Annotated in this window: 16 protein-coding genes and 3 tRNA genes; 9 read left to right on the top strand and 10 right to left on the bottom strand. The window is 61.6% G+C overall.

Features of this window, described 5'->3' with window-relative positions; translation table 11 throughout:
- Window positions 1-206: 206 nt before the first annotated feature.
- Together AC1D1Z_RS07265 and AC1D1Z_RS07260 are read right to left on the bottom strand one after the other, a co-directional pair.
- Window positions 207-1,496 carry a dihydroorotase gene (locus AC1D1Z_RS07265; protein ID WP_446961275.1) on the bottom strand — a complete coding sequence of 430 codons (1,290 nt, stop codon included), beginning with the start codon at window positions 1,494-1,496 and terminating at the stop codon, window positions 207-209.
- A complete protein-coding gene (locus AC1D1Z_RS07260) occupies window positions 1,493-2,449 on the bottom strand; it encodes an aspartate carbamoyltransferase catalytic subunit (RefSeq protein ID WP_018241622.1) in 957 nt (318 codons plus the stop codon). The genes AC1D1Z_RS07265 and AC1D1Z_RS07260 overlap by 4 nt, the downstream gene beginning before the upstream one ends.
- A gap of 179 nt (window positions 2,450-2,628) precedes the next feature.
- On the opposite strand from AC1D1Z_RS07260, the gene AC1D1Z_RS07255 reads away from it, so the two are divergent.
- On the top strand, window positions 2,629-4,287 hold the full coding sequence (locus AC1D1Z_RS07255) for an acyl-CoA dehydrogenase family protein (protein ID WP_018241623.1): 1,659 nt from the start codon (window positions 2,629-2,631) through the stop codon (window positions 4,285-4,287).
- Window positions 4,288-4,449: 162 nt separating this feature from the next.
- Here AC1D1Z_RS07255 and AC1D1Z_RS07250 read toward each other — a convergent pair whose 3' ends face one another.
- Together AC1D1Z_RS07250 and AC1D1Z_RS07245 are read right to left on the bottom strand one after the other, a co-directional pair.
- A complete protein-coding gene (locus AC1D1Z_RS07250; RefSeq protein ID WP_018447561.1) occupies window positions 4,450-4,560 on the bottom strand; it encodes a type II toxin-antitoxin system VapB family antitoxin in 111 nt (36 codons plus the stop codon).
- 144 nt (window positions 4,561-4,704) lie between these two features.
- The gene (locus tag AC1D1Z_RS07245) at window positions 4,705-7,578 is read right to left on the bottom strand and encodes an Rne/Rng family ribonuclease (RefSeq protein ID WP_477849979.1); all 2,874 of its coding nucleotides are present in this window, start codon (window positions 7,576-7,578) and stop codon (window positions 4,705-4,707) included.
- A 624-nt stretch (window positions 7,579-8,202) separates the two neighbouring features.
- On the opposite strand from AC1D1Z_RS07245, the gene AC1D1Z_RS07240 reads away from it, so the two are divergent.
- From AC1D1Z_RS07240 to prfB, 3 genes are all read left to right on the top strand, one after another.
- Window positions 8,203-9,459: an N-acetylmuramoyl-L-alanine amidase gene (locus AC1D1Z_RS07240; protein WP_028733679.1), complete on the top strand. Its 1,257-nt coding sequence runs from the start codon at window positions 8,203-8,205 to the stop codon at window positions 9,457-9,459.
- 376 nt (window positions 9,460-9,835) lie between these two features.
- Window positions 9,836-12,295: a penicillin-binding protein 1A gene (locus AC1D1Z_RS07235; protein ID WP_018241626.1), complete on the top strand. Its 2,460-nt coding sequence runs from the start codon at window positions 9,836-9,838 to the stop codon at window positions 12,293-12,295.
- A gap of 100 nt (window positions 12,296-12,395) precedes the next feature.
- Window positions 12,396-13,527, top strand: a protein-coding gene (gene prfB, locus AC1D1Z_RS07230; RefSeq protein ID WP_112902571.1) for a peptide chain release factor 2 whose coding sequence is annotated in 2 segments (ribosomal slippage) — window positions 12,396-12,464 and window positions 12,466-13,527 — 1,131 coding nt in all. Because the reading frame shifts where the segments join, the coding sequence is not laid out codon by codon here.
- Window positions 13,528-13,584: 57 nt separating this feature from the next.
- Here the strand turns inward: prfB and AC1D1Z_RS07225 are convergent.
- The 3 genes from AC1D1Z_RS07225 to AC1D1Z_RS07215 are packed head-to-tail and all read right to left on the bottom strand — an operon-like array spanning window position 13,585 to window position 15,928.
- The gene (locus AC1D1Z_RS07225) at window positions 13,585-14,601 is read right to left on the bottom strand and encodes an alpha/beta hydrolase family protein (RefSeq protein WP_477849976.1); all 1,017 of its coding nucleotides are present in this window, start codon (window positions 14,599-14,601) and stop codon (window positions 13,585-13,587) included.
- Between the two features lie 33 nt (window positions 14,602-14,634).
- Window positions 14,635-15,150 carry a hypothetical protein gene (locus tag AC1D1Z_RS07220; protein WP_047622607.1) on the bottom strand — a complete coding sequence of 172 codons (516 nt, stop codon included), beginning with the start codon at window positions 15,148-15,150 and terminating at the stop codon, window positions 14,635-14,637.
- Between the two features lie 4 nt (window positions 15,151-15,154).
- Window positions 15,155-15,928: an NAD kinase gene (locus AC1D1Z_RS07215; protein ID WP_168298171.1), complete on the bottom strand. Its 774-nt coding sequence runs from the start codon at window positions 15,926-15,928 to the stop codon at window positions 15,155-15,157.
- A 158-nt stretch (window positions 15,929-16,086) separates the two neighbouring features.
- Between AC1D1Z_RS07215 and AC1D1Z_RS07210 the strand changes: the two genes are divergently transcribed.
- A tRNA-Thr gene (locus AC1D1Z_RS07210) sits at window positions 16,087-16,162 on the top strand.
- Window positions 16,163-16,355: 193 nt separating this feature from the next.
- On the top strand, window positions 16,356-16,775 hold the full coding sequence (locus AC1D1Z_RS07205; protein WP_172643992.1) for a hypothetical protein: 420 nt from the start codon (window positions 16,356-16,358) through the stop codon (window positions 16,773-16,775).
- A gap of 32 nt (window positions 16,776-16,807) precedes the next feature.
- Here the strand turns inward: AC1D1Z_RS07205 and AC1D1Z_RS07200 are convergent, their stop codons facing one another.
- The 3 genes from AC1D1Z_RS07200 to rlmB all read right to left on the bottom strand — a co-directional run bounded on the left by AC1D1Z_RS07200 (window position 16,808) and on the right by rlmB (window position 18,380).
- Entirely contained in the window at window positions 16,808-16,945 is a 138-nt protein-coding gene (locus tag AC1D1Z_RS07200; RefSeq protein WP_003547501.1) for a hypothetical protein, read from the bottom strand.
- Between the two features lie 64 nt (window positions 16,946-17,009).
- The gene (locus tag AC1D1Z_RS07195; protein ID WP_003558513.1) at window positions 17,010-17,168 is read right to left on the bottom strand and encodes a hypothetical protein; all 159 of its coding nucleotides are present in this window, start codon (window positions 17,166-17,168) and stop codon (window positions 17,010-17,012) included.
- Between the two features lie 327 nt (window positions 17,169-17,495).
- Window positions 17,496-18,380, bottom strand: coding sequence for a 23S rRNA (guanosine(2251)-2'-O)-methyltransferase RlmB (gene rlmB, locus AC1D1Z_RS07190; RefSeq protein WP_477849972.1), 885 nt, complete (start codon window positions 18,378-18,380; stop codon window positions 17,496-17,498).
- A 201-nt stretch (window positions 18,381-18,581) separates the two neighbouring features.
- On the opposite strand from rlmB, the gene AC1D1Z_RS07185 reads away from it, so the two are divergent.
- The 3 genes from AC1D1Z_RS07185 to AC1D1Z_RS07175 form a co-directional block, all read left to right on the top strand.
- A tRNA-Tyr gene (locus AC1D1Z_RS07185) sits at window positions 18,582-18,666 on the top strand.
- 24 nt (window positions 18,667-18,690) lie between these two features.
- A tRNA-Gly gene (locus AC1D1Z_RS07180) sits at window positions 18,691-18,764 on the top strand.
- A gap of 348 nt (window positions 18,765-19,112) precedes the next feature.
- Window positions 19,113-19,290 (top strand): GTP-binding protein (locus tag AC1D1Z_RS07175; protein ID WP_477850018.1); only part of this gene is annotated, 178 nt, incomplete at its 3' end.

Raw genomic sequence — 19,290 nt, 5'->3', positions numbered from 1 at the left:
GATGCCGAAAACTGTGAGCGGTTTTCGGACGACCTCATGCTCTAACTATATAATTTAGAAGAGGATTCAGATTTTAGGCCGACCCGGCCTAAAACCATCCAATTCTAGAGCAATTCCAGCAAAACTGCGCAGCGGTTTTGCGTGCCGAATTGCGTAAAAACAAAAAGATAGAGCATTTCCGTCACTCAGAGAAATCAGGAATTGCTCTAGAGTGCGTGGACAAGCTTTCCCGAGACGTAAGTCGCGACCGCCCGCCCGCTGAAACGCGCATCCTCGAACGGCGTATTCTTTGAGCGGGAGAGAAGCATGTCTTTGGCGACAAGCCAAGGCTCATCGAGATCGATCAGCGCGATATCGGCCGCAGCGCCCGGCTTCAACGTGCCGGCGGCGAGGCCGAAGATTTGCGCGGGGCGGGTGGACATGGCGTCGATCAGGCGCATCAGGCTCACCTGGCCGCCATGGTGAAGCCTGAGGGCTGCCGCCAGCATGGTTTCGAGGCCGATCGCGCCGTCCTCCGCCTCGCCGAAGGGCAGGCGCTTCGTATCGACATCCTGCGGGTCGTGCGAGGAGACGATGATATCGATCGCGCCGCTCGCAAGGGCGTCGGCCATGGCCACCCGGTCATCTTCCGGGCGCAGCGGCGGATAGAGCTTGAAGAAGGTGCGGTATTCACCGATGTCGTTTTCGTTGAGCGCCAGATTGTTGATCGAGATGCCGCAGGTCACCTTGGCGCCACGGCTGCGGGCGCGTTCGATCGCCTCGACCGATTCCGGCACCGAGATCATCGCGGCGTGATAACGGCCGCGCGTCAGCTGCGCGATCCTGAGATCGCGTTCGAGCGGGATGAGCTCGGCTTCCCTTGGAATGCCGGAGAGCCCGAGCCAGCTGGCGAAAAGCCCCTCATGCATGACGCCGTTGGCGCCGAGATATTTGTCGCGCGTTTCGCAGGAGATGACGGCGCCGAATTCGCGCGCATAGGTCATGATCCGGCGCAGCACCTGCGTGTCGTGGACGCTGGAATGGGCATCGGTGAAGGCGACGGCGCCTGCCTGCATCAAGAGGCCGATCTCCGTCATCTCCTCGCCGGAAAGGCCCTTGGTAATGGCGGCCGCCGGATAGACGTTGACGGCGGCCGTATCCCGCGCCGTCTTCTTGACGAATTCGACAAGCGCAATGTCGTCGATAACAGGATCGGTGTCCGGCATCATGATGATCGAGGTGACGCCGCCGGCCGCCGCCGCCCGGCTCGCCGAGGCGATCGTCTCACGGTGCTCGCCGCCGGGTTCGCCGACATGGACGCGCGCGTCGACGAGCCCGGGCGTGGCGACAAGGCCCGTGCAGTCGCGGATGACGGCGCCTTCCGGTGCACCCTGGTTCTGCGCCTTGCCGCCGGCGGCAAGGATCACGCCGTTTTCGGCAATGATCGTCCCGACTTCGTCGAGATTGCGCGACGGATCGATGATGCGGACGTTCTTGAGGACGATCGGGTTGCTCATGCCATCATTCCATCGCTTCGGGGACCCTGGTTCTGCGAGACGAGCAGCGTCTCCATGACGGCCATGCGCACTGCGACCCCCATCTCCACCTGTTCGGCGATCACGCTCTGCGGCCCGTCCGCCACTTCCGAAGCGATTTCGACGCCGCGGTTCATCGGGCCGGGATGCATGACCAGCGCGTCGTCCTTCGCCGCTTTCAGCGTTTCGGCGTCGAGCCCGTAGAAGTGATAGTATTCGCGCACCGAAGGCACGAAGGCGCCGGACATGCGCTCGCGCTGCAGCCGCAGCATCATCACGACGTCGGCGTCCTTCAGCCCTTCCTGCATCGAATGAAAGACCTCGACGCCCATCTCGGCGATGCCGGCCGGCAGGAGGGTCGCAGGCGCGACGACACGCACGCGGGCGCCCATCGCGTTGAGCAGTAGGATATTGGAGCGCGCCACCCGCGAATGCAGCACGTCGCCGCAGATCGCCACGATGATGCGCGACAGCTTGCCCTTGGCGCGGCGGATCGTCAGCGCGTCGAGCAGCGCCTGGGTCGGATGTTCATGCTGCCCATCACCGGCATTGACGACCGAGCAGGAGACCTTCTGGGCGAGAAGGGCGGCCGCACCTGCGCTTGAATGGCGGATCACCAGCACATCTGGGCGCATCGCATTCAACGTCATCGCCGTGTCGATCAGCGTTTCGCCTTTCTTCACCGAGGAATTGCCGACCGACATGTTCATGACGTCGGCGCCGAGCCGCTTGCCGGCAAGCTCGAAGGAGGCCTGCGTGCGGGTCGATGCCTCGAAGAAGAGGTTGATCTGCGTCAGCCCGCGGAGCGTCGACGTTTTCTTTTCTCTCTGGCGGCTGATCTTGACGGCCTCGTCCGCCTTGTCGAGAAGATAGGTGATATCCTGCTCGGTGAGGCCCTTGATGCCGATGAGGTGGCGGTGGGGGAAAAAGACCATGACCCTGCCTCTTGCTGTCTCTGGCGGGTCTATAAAGAGTGCTGCCCGCCGGGGCAAGCATGTGCTGTGGGCAAAGGCTTATGTCCCCATGCATTTTCGCCCGAATTCCGATAGAGCAGAATGAACCGAATCATAACTTCCGGTTTCCCTTTGCCGGGTTCTTACACTAGAAGCGAATTATGACCTCCGCCAACCGGACTGACGACAAACTCGCAGAACTCAACCAGCCGAGCCTGTGGTCCGGCATCAACGCCTATCGGTCCGATCCGCTGATCGTCGACCTGACGGCGGCCCTGCCACGCGGCATCCGCGAAGACCTGGAAAACATGGGCCGCTACGTCACCTCGCCGGAGGCGCAGGAGATGGCGCGCATGGCGAACCAGGGCGCGCCGCAGCTGCGCACCCACGGTCCGCGCGGTGAGCGCGTCGACGTCGTCGAGTTTCACCCCGCCTGGCATGCGCTGATGCGCCGCTCCATGTCGGTCGGCCTGCATTCCTCCGTCTGGGATCCCCAGGCCGATACCGATGCCAAGGACGAGGCCCATAAGGTTCGCGCCGCGCGGTTTTATCTGACGTCGCAGCTGGAATCCGGCCATCTCTGCCCGCTGACGATGACGAGCGCCTCCGTTGCGGCACTCTCGGCCTCGCCCGCGGTCCAGAAGGACTGGGCGCCCAAAATTCTCTCGCGCAAATATGATTCGTCGAACAAGCCCGCCATGCAGAAATCCGCCGTGACCATCGGCATGGGCATGACGGAAAAGCAGGGCGGCACGGATGTGCGCGCCAACAGGAGTGCTGCCGAAAAGGTCAGCGAGGGCATCTACCGGCTGTCCGGGCACAAATGGTTCATGTCGGCGCCGATGAGCGATGCCTTCATCATGCTGGCGCAGACGAAGGAGGGCATGGGCTGCTTTCTCGTGCCGCGTCTTCTGGAGGATGGTTCCGCCAATGGGCTGCAGTTCCAGCGGCTGAAGGACAAGGTCGGCAACCGCTCCAACGCCTCTTCCGAGGTCGAGTTTACTGACACCTTCGGTTTCCTGCTCGGTGGTCCGGATGCCGGCATCCGCACGATCCTCGATATGGTGACGCTCACCCGGCTCGACTGCGCGCTGGCCTCGTCAGGCATCATGCGCGCCTCGCTCGCCGAAGCCGTGCACCACACCCGCGGCCGCAGCGTCTTCGGCAAGATGCTCGTCAACCAGCCGATCATGACGAGGGTGCTCGCCGACATGGCGCTCGACGTCGCCGCCGCGACGGCACTGTCCTTCCGTCTAGCCGACGCCTTCGACAAGGCGCGCGGCAATGCCGAGGAAGCGGCCTATGCCCGTGTCATGACGCCGGTCGCCAAATACTGGTGCTGCAAGATCGCGCCTGCGCTGATCTACGAGGCGATGGAATGTATTGGCGGCAACGGCTACATCGAAGAACGCCCGATCGCCCGCCATTACCGCGAGGCTCCCGTCAACGCCATCTGGGAAGGCTCCGGCAACGTCATGGCGCTCGACGTGCTGCGCGTGCTCAACCGCGGCAAGGATCTGTTCGAAACGGTCTTCGCCGGCCTAGCCCGCGATCTCGGCCCTGCCGGCAAGAAGACGATCGACGTGCTGCGCGCCGCAATCGCGCTCTGTGAACAGGATGAGGGCGCCGCCCGCCTGCTCGTCGAGCAGCTGGCGCTCGCCGCCGGTGCCGCCGAACTCTATCGGCTGGGCGCTGGGCGCATTGCCGATGCCTTCATCGAGACGCGTCTTGCCGGCGGCTGGCGCTCCACCTACGGCATGCTCGATTCCCGCTTCGACGCCAGCTACATCGTCGACCTGCTCTATCCGCCGGCGGCCTGATCGCAAGTGCGCTGAGGCGGTCCCGAGGCCGCGACGCTCGACCATCGGGCCCTGTCGACGACGATCACAGATCGTCTCCGGCCGGTCGCGACGTATCGCGCCGAGGTCGCTTTCCCAATCTATCCCTGCGAGATCTGCGATCGCATTTTCCGGCGGTGCCTCTCAACGAGACTTCGCAAGGCCCGGTCGGCGGTGGCCTTTTTTGTCGCCAATCCCCGTGGCGGTCATTGCCGCGTCGAGCAAGGCATCATCGATATCGATATTCGTCCGCATGATCGCGCCCCAAGTGTAATCATCATAAGAGATACACATCCACGTCACGGCGGTCCAAGCTCGGCGACGATGTCATCGCCATAAACGAAAATCCGGCCGCGTCGCCGCGGCCGGATTTCAGTGTTTACGTCCGAAAATCAGCGTTCAAAAGAAGCCACGGCGCTGCCACCAGCCGGCTTTCTTCGGCTTGCCGTCATCGCCTTCGCCATTCTCGACGCGGGTGGATTTCACCGTCGGCTCGGAGGAGGAAATGTTGGATTCGCGGTTGGCGCGAACCGGCTTTGCCTCTTCCTGAACGGATGTTTCGAGATCGGCGGAGGCTTCAACCAATTCCGGTTCGGCCTCGGCCACAGGTGCAGTCTCGGCAACCGGTTCCTCGACCGGCGCTGCGGCCGGTTTGCGGCGGCCGCGGCTGCGGGCGGGCTTCACATCTTCGGTTATGACGGTTGCGCTCTCGACGGCTGCCATCGCTGCCTGGCCTTCGTCGGCCGGCTCGGCAATCGCCTCGACCGCTACGGCTTCGCTTGGAGCGCCGTCGTTCGAAACGTCGTCGCCTTCTTCCTCGTCGCCGCCATTGTCTTCACCGGCTTCGCCGGCTGTCAGTTCGGAGCCATCTTCGGCGCGATTGCGACGGCCGCCACGCTTGCCGCGACGGCGCCGCTTGCGGCGCTGCGATTCTTCGCTTTCAGCGCCTGTCTCGGGCGTAGCTTCGGTGGTTTCATCACCTTCGCTGCCCTCGTCGTCACCGTCCTCATCCTCGTCGCCGGCTTCGCCTGCTGCCGATGCCGGCTGCTCGGCATTGCCGTTGCGGCCACGGCGGCGCCTGCGGCGCTTGCGCTTGCGGTTGCCGTCAGCTTCGCCTTCCGAGCGTGCTGCGACCGGCCGTTCGGCAACGGCCGGCTTTTCCTCGAGTTCCTCGTCTTCCTCCTCATCCACTTCGATGACGATGTCGTCGTCGTCATCCTCGGGAATGGCTGCGAAGTTGAAGAGCGTTTCGATCTTGACCGGGTTTTCCACCGGCTCGCCGCGATCGATCGCGAAATGCTGTGCTCCGACCGAACCGTCCGCATCGATGACGATAGCGACGCCGAAACGGCTTTCGTAATCGATGATCGTCTGGCGCTTGTGGTTGAGCAGATAGAGCGCAATGTCAGGCGTGGTGCGCACGGTGATGTTGTGCGTGGTGTTCTTCAGCAGATATTCTTCGATACCGCGCAGGACATGCAGCGCGACGGAGGACTGCGAGCGCACATGCCCGGTGCCGCCGCAATGCGAGCAGACCTGCGTGGTCGATTCGAGAACCGACGCGCGGATGCGCTGTCGCGACATTTCGAGCAGGCCGAAATGCGAGATCCGGCCGACCTGGATGCGGGCGCGGTCGTTCTTCAGGCATTCCTTCAGCTTCTTCTCGACAGCGCGGTTGTTGCGCTTCTCTTCCATGTCGATGAAGTCGATGACGATCAGGCCGGCAAGGTCGCGAAGGCGAAGCTGGCGGGCGACTTCGTCTGCAGCCTCGAGATTCGTCTGCAGCGCGGTGTCTTCGATCGAATGTTCGCGGGTCGAGCGGCCGGAGTTGACGTCGATCGAGACCAGCGCTTCGGTCTGGTTCATGATCAGGTAGCCGCCGGACTTCAGCGTCACCTGCGGCTGCAACATGCGATCGAGCTGAGCTTCGATGCCGGAGCGCGAGAAGATCGGGTGGATGTCGCGGTAAGGCTGAACCACCTTGGCATGGCTCGGCATCAGCATCTTCATGAAGTCTTTCGCTTCACGATAGCCTTCTTCACCGGAAACGATGACTTCGCTGATATCCTTATTGTAGAGGTCGCGGATCGAGCGCTTGATCAGCGAGCCTTCCTCATAGACGAGGCAGGGAGCGGTCGACGCCAGCGTCAGCGTGCGCACATTTTCCCACAGGCGCATCAGATATTCGAAGTCACGCTTGACCTCGACCTTGGTGCGGTTGGCACCGGCGGTGCGAAGGATGACGCCCATGCCCTGCGGCACCTCGAGCAGGCGCGCGATTTCCTTCAGGCGCTTGCGGTCGGCAGGATTGGTGATCTTCCGGGAAATGCCGCCGCCGCGCGCCGTGTTCGGCATCAGGACGGAATAGCGGCCGGCGAGCGAGAGATAGGTGGTAAGGGCTGCACCTTTGTTGCCGCGCTCTTCCTTGGCGACCTGCACGAGCAGGATCTGGCGGCGCTTGATGACTTCCTGGATGCGGTACTGCTTGCGCGGCTTGCGCTGCACGCGGTCCGGCACTTCTTCCATGGCGTCTTCGGCGCCGACGGATTCGATGACTTCCTCTTCGCCGTGATCGTCATCATCGTCGTCATCATCGTGGCGACGCTTGCTGGTATCGACGTCCTCGGAGATCGAGTCGGTTTCCACCATGGCGGCCATCGCGCCGCCGGTCGAGCCGTCATCCTCGTTGTCGACGCTCGACGCGCCTTCGGCTTCAACGTCTGTGGGAACAGCGTCTTCGGTCGCCGTCGTTTCGGCGGCCGGTTCTACGGCCTTCTTGCGGCTGCGACGCGGCCTTGCCTTCTTCGCCGGCGCTTCCTCGGCGGCCGCGGGAGATGCTGCGGCTTCTACCGCTGCCGTCTCTTCCGTTACGGCAGCCGTTTCCGGCGCCTCTGCCGGCACGATGCCGACATCCGGCTGATCCTGCTTGGAAAGATCGACCATCGGTGCGGTTTCGACATGCTCGACGTCCTCGTCGCGGCGATGCTCCTCGGCTTCGGCCCGAAGCAATGCCTGACGGTCGGCAAGCGGTATCTGATAATAGTCGGGATGGATTTCGGCGAAGGCCAGGAAGCCGTGCCGGTTGCCGCCGTAGTCGACGAAGGCGGCTTGCAGCGAGGGCTCGACCCTCGTTACCTTTGCAAGATAGATGTTGCCGCGGATCTGCTTCTTGTGCTGGGACTCGAAGTCAAATTCTTCTATGCGGTTCCCGCGAACGACAACGACGCGCGTCTCTTCCTCGTGAGACGCATCGATAAGCATTTTGTCTGCCATGTAAGCTGTGCTCCTCGGCGTGGCCGCGAGAGCGCATTCCCGACTGCTGTTGAGACAGAAAGAATGCGGTCCGCAGTGGCCGCGCCGGATAATGAAAGTCGCGCCTGATGCGAGGGGGAGGGCAGCAGCCAGACCGCAACCGGAACCATTTCGGTCCGGGGCCTGTACACTTCAGATAAAACCTGCTGCGAAACCATCAACAACCAAGCGTGATCGACAAATACGAAGACCCGTTCGGGTCCGATGAGTTTGCTCCCTGAGAGCGTGGTGGCTGATCCACCAATGAATTCCGACAATGAGCCGGAAAATCAGGATCCAGTTCTAGGGATTAAGCGCATGAGACGGCGGACGATGACCGGTGTGGCGCCAGGTCCTGATCTGGCTGGCAGCCTTTGCGGCGACTCTATCCCGTCAACACTTTACCCTGAAATTCGTTGTATGTTTTCTGTGTCACAATAGCAAGGGAAAAGCCAAATGTGCCATAATATTGATGGATTTCGCAACGCATAGAAACTGGGGATAAAGTGATCGCGATTCGGCAGGCCACAGCGGGTGTTTCGTCACAGGGACGCTGGCCGCAGCTGCGTCGGGTCCATCGCAATACAAATAGGGTGTGGCGGTTTATTGTTTAAGAGGGCTCAGATCGCGGCGAAATCCGCAGCGCGGCGATCGACAATCGCAAGGCGGGTTCTGGCGGCGCTTTTGGCTGCTAGTCTCCTGCCGGTCGCTGCCAGCTCCGTCGAGGCCGGGGATCCGCTGCTTGCCTATGGCGCGCGCATCGTCGGCGACGATGCAAGGACGCGCATCGTCATCGATTTCGATCGCGAGCCGCGCTTCTCGGTCCACTATATCGCCAATCCGGAACGCATCGTCGTCGACCTTCCGGCGACCGCCTTCGGTTTTCCGGCGAAGGATCTTGCCGCCCGCGGCCTGTTCAAGGATATCCGCTACGGCAAGATGGACGAGGAGAGCGCCCGTATCGTGCTGACGACGGCAGGGCCGGTGAAGCTGGCGCTTGCCAAAGTGCAGGCCGACGAGGCCGGCAGGGGTCATCGCCTCGTGCTCGATGCCGAGATGATCGACAAGCGGGCCTTTGCCGAACTAGTGAAGACGCAATCCTGGAGCGATCGAGGTGAGGCGGCTCAGACGACCAGCGCCATTCCGGCACCGGAAAAAGCTGCTCCCGGCGATTTCGTCATCGCCGTCGATGCAGGCCATGGCGGCATCGACACCGGCGCGATCGGCGTCGACACCAAGACCGAGGAAAAGCAGGTGACGCTTGCCTTCGCCAAGGCTTTGACCGACCGGCTGAACAAGGAGCCGGGCATCAAGGCTTTCCTGACGCGTGAGGATGACGAGTTCCTGTCGCTTTCGCAGCGTGTGCTGATCGCCCGCCAGAACCATGCCGGCCTTTTCATTTCGCTGCATGCCGACACGCTGAAGCAGAAGGATATCCGCGGCGCCACCGTCTACACGATCTCCGACAAGGCATCCGACAAGCTCGCCGCCGACCTTGCCGAACGGGAAAACCTCTCCGACCAGATCGCCGGGAAGGAGACGGTTGCCGAGCCGCCGGAGGTTGCCGACATCCTGCTCGATCTGACACGGCGCGAAACGCAGGCCTTCTCGATCTCCCTGGCCGAGAGCGTGCTGAATTCTTTCAAGGATCAGGTCGGCACCATCAACAATCCGCACCGTCATGCCGGCTTCCGCGTACTGCAGGCTCCTGACGTGCCATCGATCCTTCTCGAGATCGGGTTCCTTTCGAATGCCGAGGACGAGAAACTGCTGCTCGACGAGGCCTGGCGCGGGAAGATTGCCGGTCTCTTGACCGACGCGGTCAAGCGATACCGCGCCGCCGTCATGGCGAATGGCGGCTGACGGTCACCGCCTAAAAATCTGCAGCGGTTGCGGCGCGGCGGCCTGCATAAAAACAAAGATTCATAAAAACAAAGATTTAAGTGCGCTGCATGAATCAAATTCTGAGGAAGATACCTCAGGTTGGCGGCGGCGACAGGCGTTGCTTGGATGTGACAGTTCTAATGAAACGCGGCGGCAGCGGTGAATGCGGCGCAGACAGCCCTATTTTGCTCACATTCGCGCCGTTACTCCGGCTTATGTTTCGTAAGCCTTGAGCGCGGAATCGGCTTGTGGCGGTAACGCTCATGGAGTAAGCCGCGCAACGTGCAAATTGCCTTGATCTGTACAATCGTTGCGGCTGCGCCGATTGAAGATCGGAAAGACCGGTAGCTGAAATATGGTTAGACTTTTTGGATATTTCTTCGGAATGGCCTGCGTCCTGTTTCTGGTCGCGGCGGCGGGTATTGCCATCTATCTCGCCAATGTCGCGAAGGATCTTCCGGACTATGCCGTTCTGAACAGCTATGCGCCGCCGGTGACGACCCGCGTCCATGCCGGAAACGGCGCTCTAATGGCCGAATACGCCAAGGAAAAGCGTCTCTTCCTGCCGATCCAGGCTATTCCCGACCGCGTGAAGGCCGCTTTCCTGTCGGCCGAAGACAAGAATTTCTACAATCATCCGGGCGTTGATCTCACCGGCCTCGGCCGCGCAATTCTCGTCAACCTGCAGAATTTCGGTTCCGGCCGCCGCCCGGTCGGTGCCTCCACAATCACCCAGCAGGTGGCCAAGAATTTCCTTCTGAGCTCGGACCAGACCATCGACCGCAAGATCAAGGAAGCGATCCTTTCCTTCCGTATCGAGCAGGCCTACAGCAAGGACAAGATCCTCGAACTCTACCTGAACGAGATCTTCTTCGGTCTGAATTCCTATGGCATCGCCGGCGCAGCACTCACCTATTTCAACAAATCTGTCACCGAACTGACCGTCGCCGAAGCCGCCTATCTGGCATCGCTGCCGAAGGGGCCTGCCAATTATCATCCGTTCCGCCATCCCGAGGCTGCACTCGAGCGCCGCAACTGGGTGATCGACCGTATGGTTGAGAACGGCTATGTCAGCCAGAGCGACGGCGAGGAAGCCAAGAAGCAGCCGCTCGGCGTCACCGCTCGCACCACTGGCCCATCGCTCTTTGCTTCGGATTATTTCGCCGAAGCCGTGCGCCGCCAGCTGATCGACCAGTACGGCGAAAAGGTCCTTTATGAGGGCGGACTTTCGGTGCGCACGTCGCTCGATCCGCAGATGCAGCTCGCTGCCCGCAAGGCCCTGCAGGACGGTCTGGTCACCTATGATGAGCGCCGCGGTTTCCACGGCCCGATCAAGCAGATCGATGCAAGCGGTGATTGGGGCAAGGCGCTAGCCGATATTCCCACCCTGTCCGACGTTCCGGAATGGCGGCTTGCCGTCGTGCTCGCCGTGTCCGACTCGACCGTCGACATCGGCCTGCAGCCGGCCAAGGATGGAAGCGGCAAGGTTGCGGCCGACCGTCAACGCGGCACCATCGACGCCAAGAACATGCAATGGGCCTTCCGTTCGGCCGACGGCGCCCGCAAGACCACGAAATCGCCGGTCGGCGCCGTAGCGCCTGGTGACGTCGTTTATGTCGCAAAGCTCGGCGACGACGCGTCGACTTCCTACCGCCTGCAGCAGCCGCCGAAGGTCCAGGGTGGACTGGTCGCGATGGACCCAAAGACCGGCCGCGTGCTCGCCATGGTCGGCGGTTTCTCCTACGCCCAGTCCGAATTCAACCGCGCCACCCAGGCGATGCGCCAGCCAGGCTCCTCGTTCAAGCCCTTCGTCTACGCCGCGGCAATGGACAATGGTTATACGCCGGCCTCCGTCATCATGGATGCGCCGATCGAAATCGTCTCGGGCGGCCAGGTCTGGAGGCCGGAAAACTACGGCGGCGAATCCGGCGGCCCGTCGACGCTGCGTTCGGGCATCGAGCATTCGCGCAATCTGATGACGGTGCGCCTCGCCAACGATCTCGGCATGAACATCGTCGCCGAATATGCCGAGCGCTTCGGCATCTACGATCACATGCTGCCAGTTCTTTCCATGTCGCTCGGCGCCGGCGACACGACTGTGCTGCGCATGGTCTCGGCCTATTCGGTCATCGCCAATGGCGGCAAGCAGATCAAGCCGACATTGATCGACCGCATCCAGGACCGCTACGGCAAGACGATCTTCAAACATGAGGAGCGTGTGTGCGAGGGCTGCAATGCCGGCGACTGGCAGAACCAGGAAGAGCCGAATGTGGTCGACAATCGGGAAACCGTTCTCGACCCGATGACCGCCTACCAGATCACCTCGATGATGCAGGGCGTCATCCAGCGCGGCACCGCTGCCGGCAAGATTGATCTCGGCGGTCGCGACGTCGCCGGAAAGACCGGCACCACCAACGACGAGAAGGATGCCTGGTTCGTCGGCTTCACGCCGGATCTGGTTGCAGGCCTCTATATGGGCTTCGATACGCCGGCCCCGCTCGGCCGCGGCGGCACCGGTGGCGTCTTGTCCGCCCCGATCTTCAACGAATTCATGCAGGCTGCCGTCAAGGACACGCCGGAATCGAAGTTCGTCATTCCGTCAGGCATGAACCTGATTTCGATCGACCGCAAAACCGGCATGGCGGCTGGCGACGGCGATCCGAACACCATCGTCGAGGCCTTCAAGCCCGGCACCGGCCCGGCCGACAGCTTCTCCGTGATCGGCATGGACAGCACCATGGCGCCGGAAGAGATCCTGAAGACCTCGCCGCAGGCGAACCAGGCCGTCCAGACCGGCACGCCCGGCCTGTTCTGACCGAGGCCTGAATTTTGCACGCCCGCCGCGGCCCTTTACATCCGCGGCGGGCGTCTCTATGTCACCAGCACCTGAATAAGACCGACAGAGAAGCAGGAAAATGCGAGCGGAAATCGAAAACGTGGTCGATGAAACCAAGCAGGCTATCACCCTGCTGAGGAGGCATCTTTGACTGGGACCAGGCGATAAGACGGCTGGACTGGTTGAACAACAAGGCAGAGGATCCGAACCTCTGGAACGACGCTTCCGAAGCGCAGAAGCTGATGCGCGAGCGCCAGCAGCTGGATGACGGCATTAACGGTGTCAAGCAGCTCGAACAGCAGCTGAACGACAATATCGAGCTGATCGAGCTTGGCGAGGAAGAGGGCGACCAGAGCGTCGTCAAGGAAGCCGAGGACACGCTGAAGGCCTTGAAGGCCGAGGCTGCACGCCGCCAGGTGGAAGCCATGCTCTCCGGCGAAGCCGATGGCAACGACACTTATCTCGAAGTCCATTCCGGCGCCGGCGGCACCGAAAGCCAGGACTGGGCGAACATGCTTCTGCGCATGTACACCCGCTGGGCTGAACGCCAGCGTTTCAAGGTCGAGCTTCTCGAAGTTCATGACGGCGAAGAGGCTGGCATCAAGTCCGCGACCCTGCTCGTCAAGGGCCACAATGCCTATGGCTGGCTGAAAACGGAATCGGGCGTGCACCGCCTGGTGCGGATCTCGCCCTACGACAGCAATGCGCGTCGCCACACCTCCTTTTCGTCGATTTGGGTCTATCCGGTTGTCGACGACTCGATCCAGATCGAGATCAACGAAAGCGACTGCCGCATCGATACCTACCGTTCGTCGGGCGCCGGCGGCCAGCACGTCAACACCACCGACTCGGCCGTGCGCATCACGCATATCCCGACGGGCATCGTCGTGCAGTGCCAGCAGGAGCGTTCGCAGCACAAGAACCGTGCCAAGGCCTGGGACATGTTGCGCGCCCGCATGTACGAAGCGGAACTGAAGAAGCGCGAGGACGCTGCCAGCGCCGAAGCCGCTTCGAAGACGGAGATCGGCTGGGGTCACCAGATCCGCTCCTACGTGCTGCAGCCCTACCAGCTGGTCAAGGACCTTCGCACTGGTGTCGCCAGCAGCGCGCCGGACGACGTTCTCGACGGCGACCTGAACGAGTTTATGGAAGCAGCACTTGCCCACCGCATCAGCGGCGCCGCCGACGCGGTCGTCGAGGATGTCGACTGATCGGATTATCGATGCATTGAGATAACAAAAGCCCCGGAGACGGGGCTTTTGTTTTGCTCAAGCCATCGCGCTTATACCGCTGACTTGAAACAGCGCTGCCGACAGATTGGCAATCTCCTCATGAATGACTGCGCGCTCGATGCCTGGGGGATCGGTAAAGAGTTCTGCCGCAAAGGCAAGGCCGAGCGCCGTGCCCTCTGGCACGAAGACATAATGTCCAAGGCCGCCGCTGAAGATTTTAAGGGCGCTGCGCCGGAGCCGCGCATGCAGCCACGACGAACATTCTTCGGCCGGTGCCGCCCTGTCGGCGTCACCGACCAGGATAAGGGCAGGCGCATCGACAGCTTTCAGGCTTTCCTCGCTGAAACCGAGAACCGACCGACCTGGCGCGCAGATGAGTGCGGCCTTGATTCTGTCGTCTCGGTAGGAGTTCGACATCCGGGACCATGAATCGCGAAACACATCGCTGGTGCGCAGCAATGCCGGGATATAGTCTGCAAGGTCGGGAAATTCCCTTGGTCCGCGCGCGCCACCAGGCTTCATCCTCGATGGTTCGAACTGCGAGAACTGTGCGACAGCCCCAAGAAGCAGCATCACGCTATAGGCCCCGGCCGAAAATCCGGCTGCGAAGACACTGTTCGTATCGATATCGCCAGAGAGATCGCTGAGCCATGCATCGCGGTGGTCGAGCATGTAGCTTAGGTCAGGCGCCCGCTCCCAAAGGCAGGCAAAGCCTTCAGCGCGATAAGGCTCGATGCCGGTATTGCCGTGATGACTGACGCCGAGCGCTGCAAACCCGCGATCGACCAGGCGTCGCGCCAGCCACTCCAGCCCGGCCGCGGATCCGCCGGTGCCATGCGACAACAGAACGAGGGGATAGGGCCCGGCCTCCGGCCGGATGGGTGCATCGCAGGCGACGGCCGCCCTCTGGAACCAGCTTCTTTCCGGGACGTCGCTTTGTGCGTCATCGGCGGCGGGGTACCAGAGGGACCAACTGATCGGTCTAGGGCCGGCGGCGTCCCAGTTCGACCTTTTCTCGTCGTAGAGGACGCCGTCGCGAAAGCCCAGTTTCATCTCTTGAATGCCCTTCGAACACGTCCCAGCCGTTCAATTCGTCGCTTTCTCGACGGTGATGTCGCCGAATTCGTCGATCAGCACGGTCCAGCCATCCGGCTCCGCGGCAGGGTCGGTCTTCAGATAGACTGTGGCGAAGAGCCCCGGTTCCTTGATGATGCCGTTCGAATTCTCGGGGCGTATATCGGTAACGTAAGGCTTCAGGTCGCTGAACTCCTGCAGCTCGATGGTTGAGGCGATCGCCGGGCCGGTCTCGGTCTGGGCAATCTGCTGCAGATAGATCTTCGAGGTCCTGTCCGGCTGGCGGACGGCAAAGAGCTTGTAGTAGCCGTGGCGCTGCGCGGCCTTTCCCTCGGGATTGGCGACGCTCTCGGCGCTCGTCGGCACCCGCTCGACCGCCGGTGCGTTGCCATCGTCCTCCCAGTAGCCGGTACTGGTCGCGAAAATCACCGATGCCGGCAGGAGGGCATCCTGCGCCGGGCCGGCCTCCGCTGCAATGCTCCATCCCGCAAGCAGGAGGCTGGTCATCAATATCCGTCGCATTGCCATCGTCTCAATCCTTGAACTGCTCGGCTAGAATCCGGTCGGACCAGGAGCGGTCGGGATCAGAAAGGATGCGCGCCGTCACATGCTCCGACTGGGCGATGCGAATATGCAGCACCGACTTGACCTCGGTATTGTCGGCCACTGCGTTCACCGGTCGCTTCTCCGGCTCGAGAATGTCGATATCGACGGTCACCTTGTTCGGAAGCAGAGCGCCCCTCCAGCGCCGAGGCCTGAAAGCGCTGACCGGCGTCATGGCGAGCAGCGGCGCCTCGAGCGGCAGGATCGGGCCATGGGCGGAAAGATTATACGCCGTCGATCCGGCAGGTGTCGCCACCATCAGCCCGTCGCAGATCAGTTCTTCCAGACGGACGCGCCCATCCACCATAACCCTTAGATTCGCGGCCTGATAGGACTGGCGAAAAAGATAGACCTCGTTGATGGCGAGCGCCGTCGAGTTGGTGCCGTCGGCGTTGGCCGTCGTCATCTGCAATGGCCGGAAGACGTTTTCGACGGCGACGCAGATGCGCTCCTGAAGCTGGTCGGTGCGATAGTCGTTCATCAGGAAGCCGACCGAGCCGCGATTCATGCCGTAAACCAGCTTGCCGGAGTTCATGGTGTTGTGCAGCGTCTGCAGCATGAATCCGTCGCCGCCGAGTGCGACAATGACGTCGGCTTCGTCGGCCGGGACGTCGCCATAGATGCGAATCAACTCCTCGCGCGCGGCAAGCGCCTCCGTCGTTGGTGAGGCGAGAAAGGAAAGCGTCTGAAATGAACGGCCCATGCAATGCCCTTTATGATGTTGCCCTAGCTAAAGGATAAAGGCCTTGCGCGACAAGGACGTTTTCTATCGCGAAGCGTTTTGAGCTGCAGCCGAACTGTCCGCGCAGGCACGGATTTTCCCTTTACAGAATCACAGAATCTGCTAGTTGGGCAACTATTGCCCTTGTAGCTCAGTTGGTAGAGCACCTGATTTGTAATCAGGGGGTCCCGGGTTCGAACCCTGGCGGGGGCACCAGCCTACGCTCTGTGAGCTTCGGCTCGGCGAGCCGAAGAGAGCAACTAAGCGAAGGCGGACTGGTTCGAGAATGCTCCGTTAGCTGCACCATCTTCCCCCACGATACCGTCTTTCTAAACAGAGCTGGGTTCACGGCTGCCTCGCTCAATCGCACCGGCTTTTCAGATGGCACGTATCGCTTGATGAACCGCGTCTGAAGGGCTGCTTCACCGCCAATTCAGCCGCGACCGCTTATCTTCGCCTCATCAGCAATGAGGAAACAGCCATGAAGCTCGCACATCTCTTTCTCGCCGCAACCATTTCCGTCGGTGCGGCTTTCGCGTCCGTCGCACCGGCTGCCGCCATGCCGGCCGAGCGGCCGGCGGTGACGGCGCAGGGCGATATCGTTCAAATTCGTGATGGCTGGCGAGGTGATCGCGACCGCGACGACCGTGGCTGGCGAGGTGATCGCGACCGTGACGACCGTGGCTGGCGCGATGAGCGCGATTGGCGCCGGTCCGACTGGCGCGATGATCGCCGTCACTGGCGGCGGTGGCGTGCCGAGCGTTGGCAGGAGCGCCGCGAGTGGCGTGATCGTGATCGCGGTATGCCGTTCTGGCTCTACCGCGGTTGACAATAACGGCCCGGGTGATCCGGGCCGTTATTTTAATGAGTGACGGGTTCGTTGACGCTCGCCTCGATCCGATCGCCATTGCCGGTCTGTCCGGCGCCGGAGGGCGACATCATTGCGATGCTAAGCACGGAGGCGACCATGAAGGCGACGACGGCGATCATTATGCGCATAAGCGTTCAATCCTCGTTCGATTCCGGGATTAACGCATGATCGCCGTCGGCGTTCCTGCCAGTATTATTGCACCTGTCCCGGCGTTGCTGGGCCGGGCGCCGTCGGCGACAGAGGATCGGGCTGGTGGATGGGGTGCGACGTGTCCACCCAGATGATACTGATGATAATCACGACGAAGACCGCGATGAAGAGGATACCGAAAATCAGCGGTCGAATGGCCATGATAGGGATCGTTCCTTCTTGCTGCTGAGCCGGTCGCTACAACCGATCATCGGCCGATCATAGTGCCCCGGGGCGTCATTCCAAGGCAAAAATGGATTTTTCTGGCATCGGTCGGGCGTTGCACGAGCGTTGTGCGTGTCCGTTTCCGTTTGTCGCGCCGGATCGAGCTCCTGCGTAACTCCTTAAATCCGAATCGATAGCGCGTCAGAAAAGACGCGCGACGCCGGCATGTCACGGATGATCGCCTATCCCGTCGAACTGGCCTATGCAGGCGATACGGCGCGGGCCGATGGACGGATCCGACCCGCTGCCCTTGCTTGGGCCGGCCTATGCCTTCAGGTGGAGCCGCGCCGCGTAAAGTGCGATCGCCGCCGCATTGGAGACGTTGAGAGATTTGATCGCGCCCGGCATGTCGAGACGGGCAAGTGCGTTGACGGTTTCCCGCGTCTTCTGCCGAAGCCCCTTGCCCTCCGAGCCAAGCACCAGCGCCACTTTCTCGCCGGAGAAGGTGCCTTCGAGCGGCGCCGGTCCTTCCGAATCGAGGCCGATGGTGGAGAAGCCAAGTTTGTGCAATTCACCGAGCGCATCGGCGAGATTGGTAACCTGTATATAAGGTATCAGTTCCAGCGCGCCCGAGGCGGACTTGGCGAGTACGCCCGATTCGGTCGGGCTGTGTCGCTGTGTGGTGATCACCGCACCCGCATTGAAGGCGACGGCCGAGCGCATGATCGCGCCGACATTGTGCGGATCCGTGACTTGGTCGAGGACGAGCAGGAGGGGGCTGTCCTTCAGAGCTTCGAGCCGGCGTACCGGGAGTGGCCTTGTTTCCAGCATCACGCCCTGATGGATCGCCTCGGGGCCGAGCACCTTGTCGATATCCTGCGGCGAGACGATCTCGAAAGGCATGCCGAGCGTTTCGACGTCGACTTCGAGGCGCGCGAGCGCGTTCTGCGTCACGAACAGCTTGATCTTCTTGCGCTCGGGATTATCGAGCGCCGCGCGCACCGTATGTAGGCCATAGAGATGCACCTGGTCGGGCGCAAGCGCCGGCGGCTTCCAGTCTTCGCCGCCGCGCTTTCGCGGCTGAGGCGTCGGAATCTCCCCGCGTTCGCGCTTGGCGTCGCGGTGGGCGCGCCGCAGAGTGGCGTAATGCGTATCCTTGGCGGATGGGTCTGTCGCGGTCTTGCCGCCGGATTTGTTGTCTTTGCTCATGCAGCTTTATAGCCATGGCGCTCGCTGCCGCATAGGCTTTCTTTCATATGCCGGCTTTCGGTGGCGAATGAAATTTTTCGTGTTTTTTCCGTTGTCATCGTGTTGACAGACTGAAATGCTCCGGTCATATACGCGGCGCAGACGACGGGCGGCAACGCTTCGAAGTCTGACGAACTTGGTCTTGCGATCCGGACGAAAACTGGAGAGATGCCCGAGTGGTTAAAGGGGACGGACTGTAAATCCGTTGGCTCAGCCTACGTTGGTTCAAATCCAACTCTCTCCACCATTCGTCATCGGATCGGACCACCCCGCGGGTATAGCTCAATGGTAGAGCAGCAGCCTTCCAAGCTGAATACGCGGGTTCGATTCCCGCTACCCGCTCCAGTTTCCGTTACACTATTTTATTCGACCGCTGCTGCCGTAGTCCCCGAGATGTCTCCGGCGCTAGCGGAGAAGCTGACGATTGCGATTGTCGACTGGCAGGGAAGGGCGCTCGACGCGGAACGGCTATGGCGCGTCTCCGGCGGTCAATGCGATTTTCTTTAAGATTTCAGCGATTTTCGAGGGGGCTTTGGCGAATCGCCTTGCAGGCGGCGAATTGTCTCCCATATGCGCTCTCAGGCCAAGAATGGCGTCTGCAATTAAGTCTTGCGCAATGTCGCCGAAAGCCTTAAACGGCGGCACTAAACCGGTTCGCCGGGGCCACCATTTTCGTTCACAGGAAGCATTCAAATGGGAAAGAGTAAGTTTGAGCGCAACAAGCCGCACGTCAACATTGGCACGATTGGCCACGTTGACCACGGCAAGACGTCTCTGACGGCAGCGATCACGAAGTACTTCGGTGAGTACAAGGCGTACGATCAGATCGACGCGGCTCCGGAAGAAAAGGCCCGTGGCATCACCATCTCGA

The organism is Rhizobium sp. P1_E1 (assembly GCF_056406015.1).
Note: the sequence above shows the minus strand (reverse complement) of the source record. Positions and strands in the feature narration are given on the sequence as shown.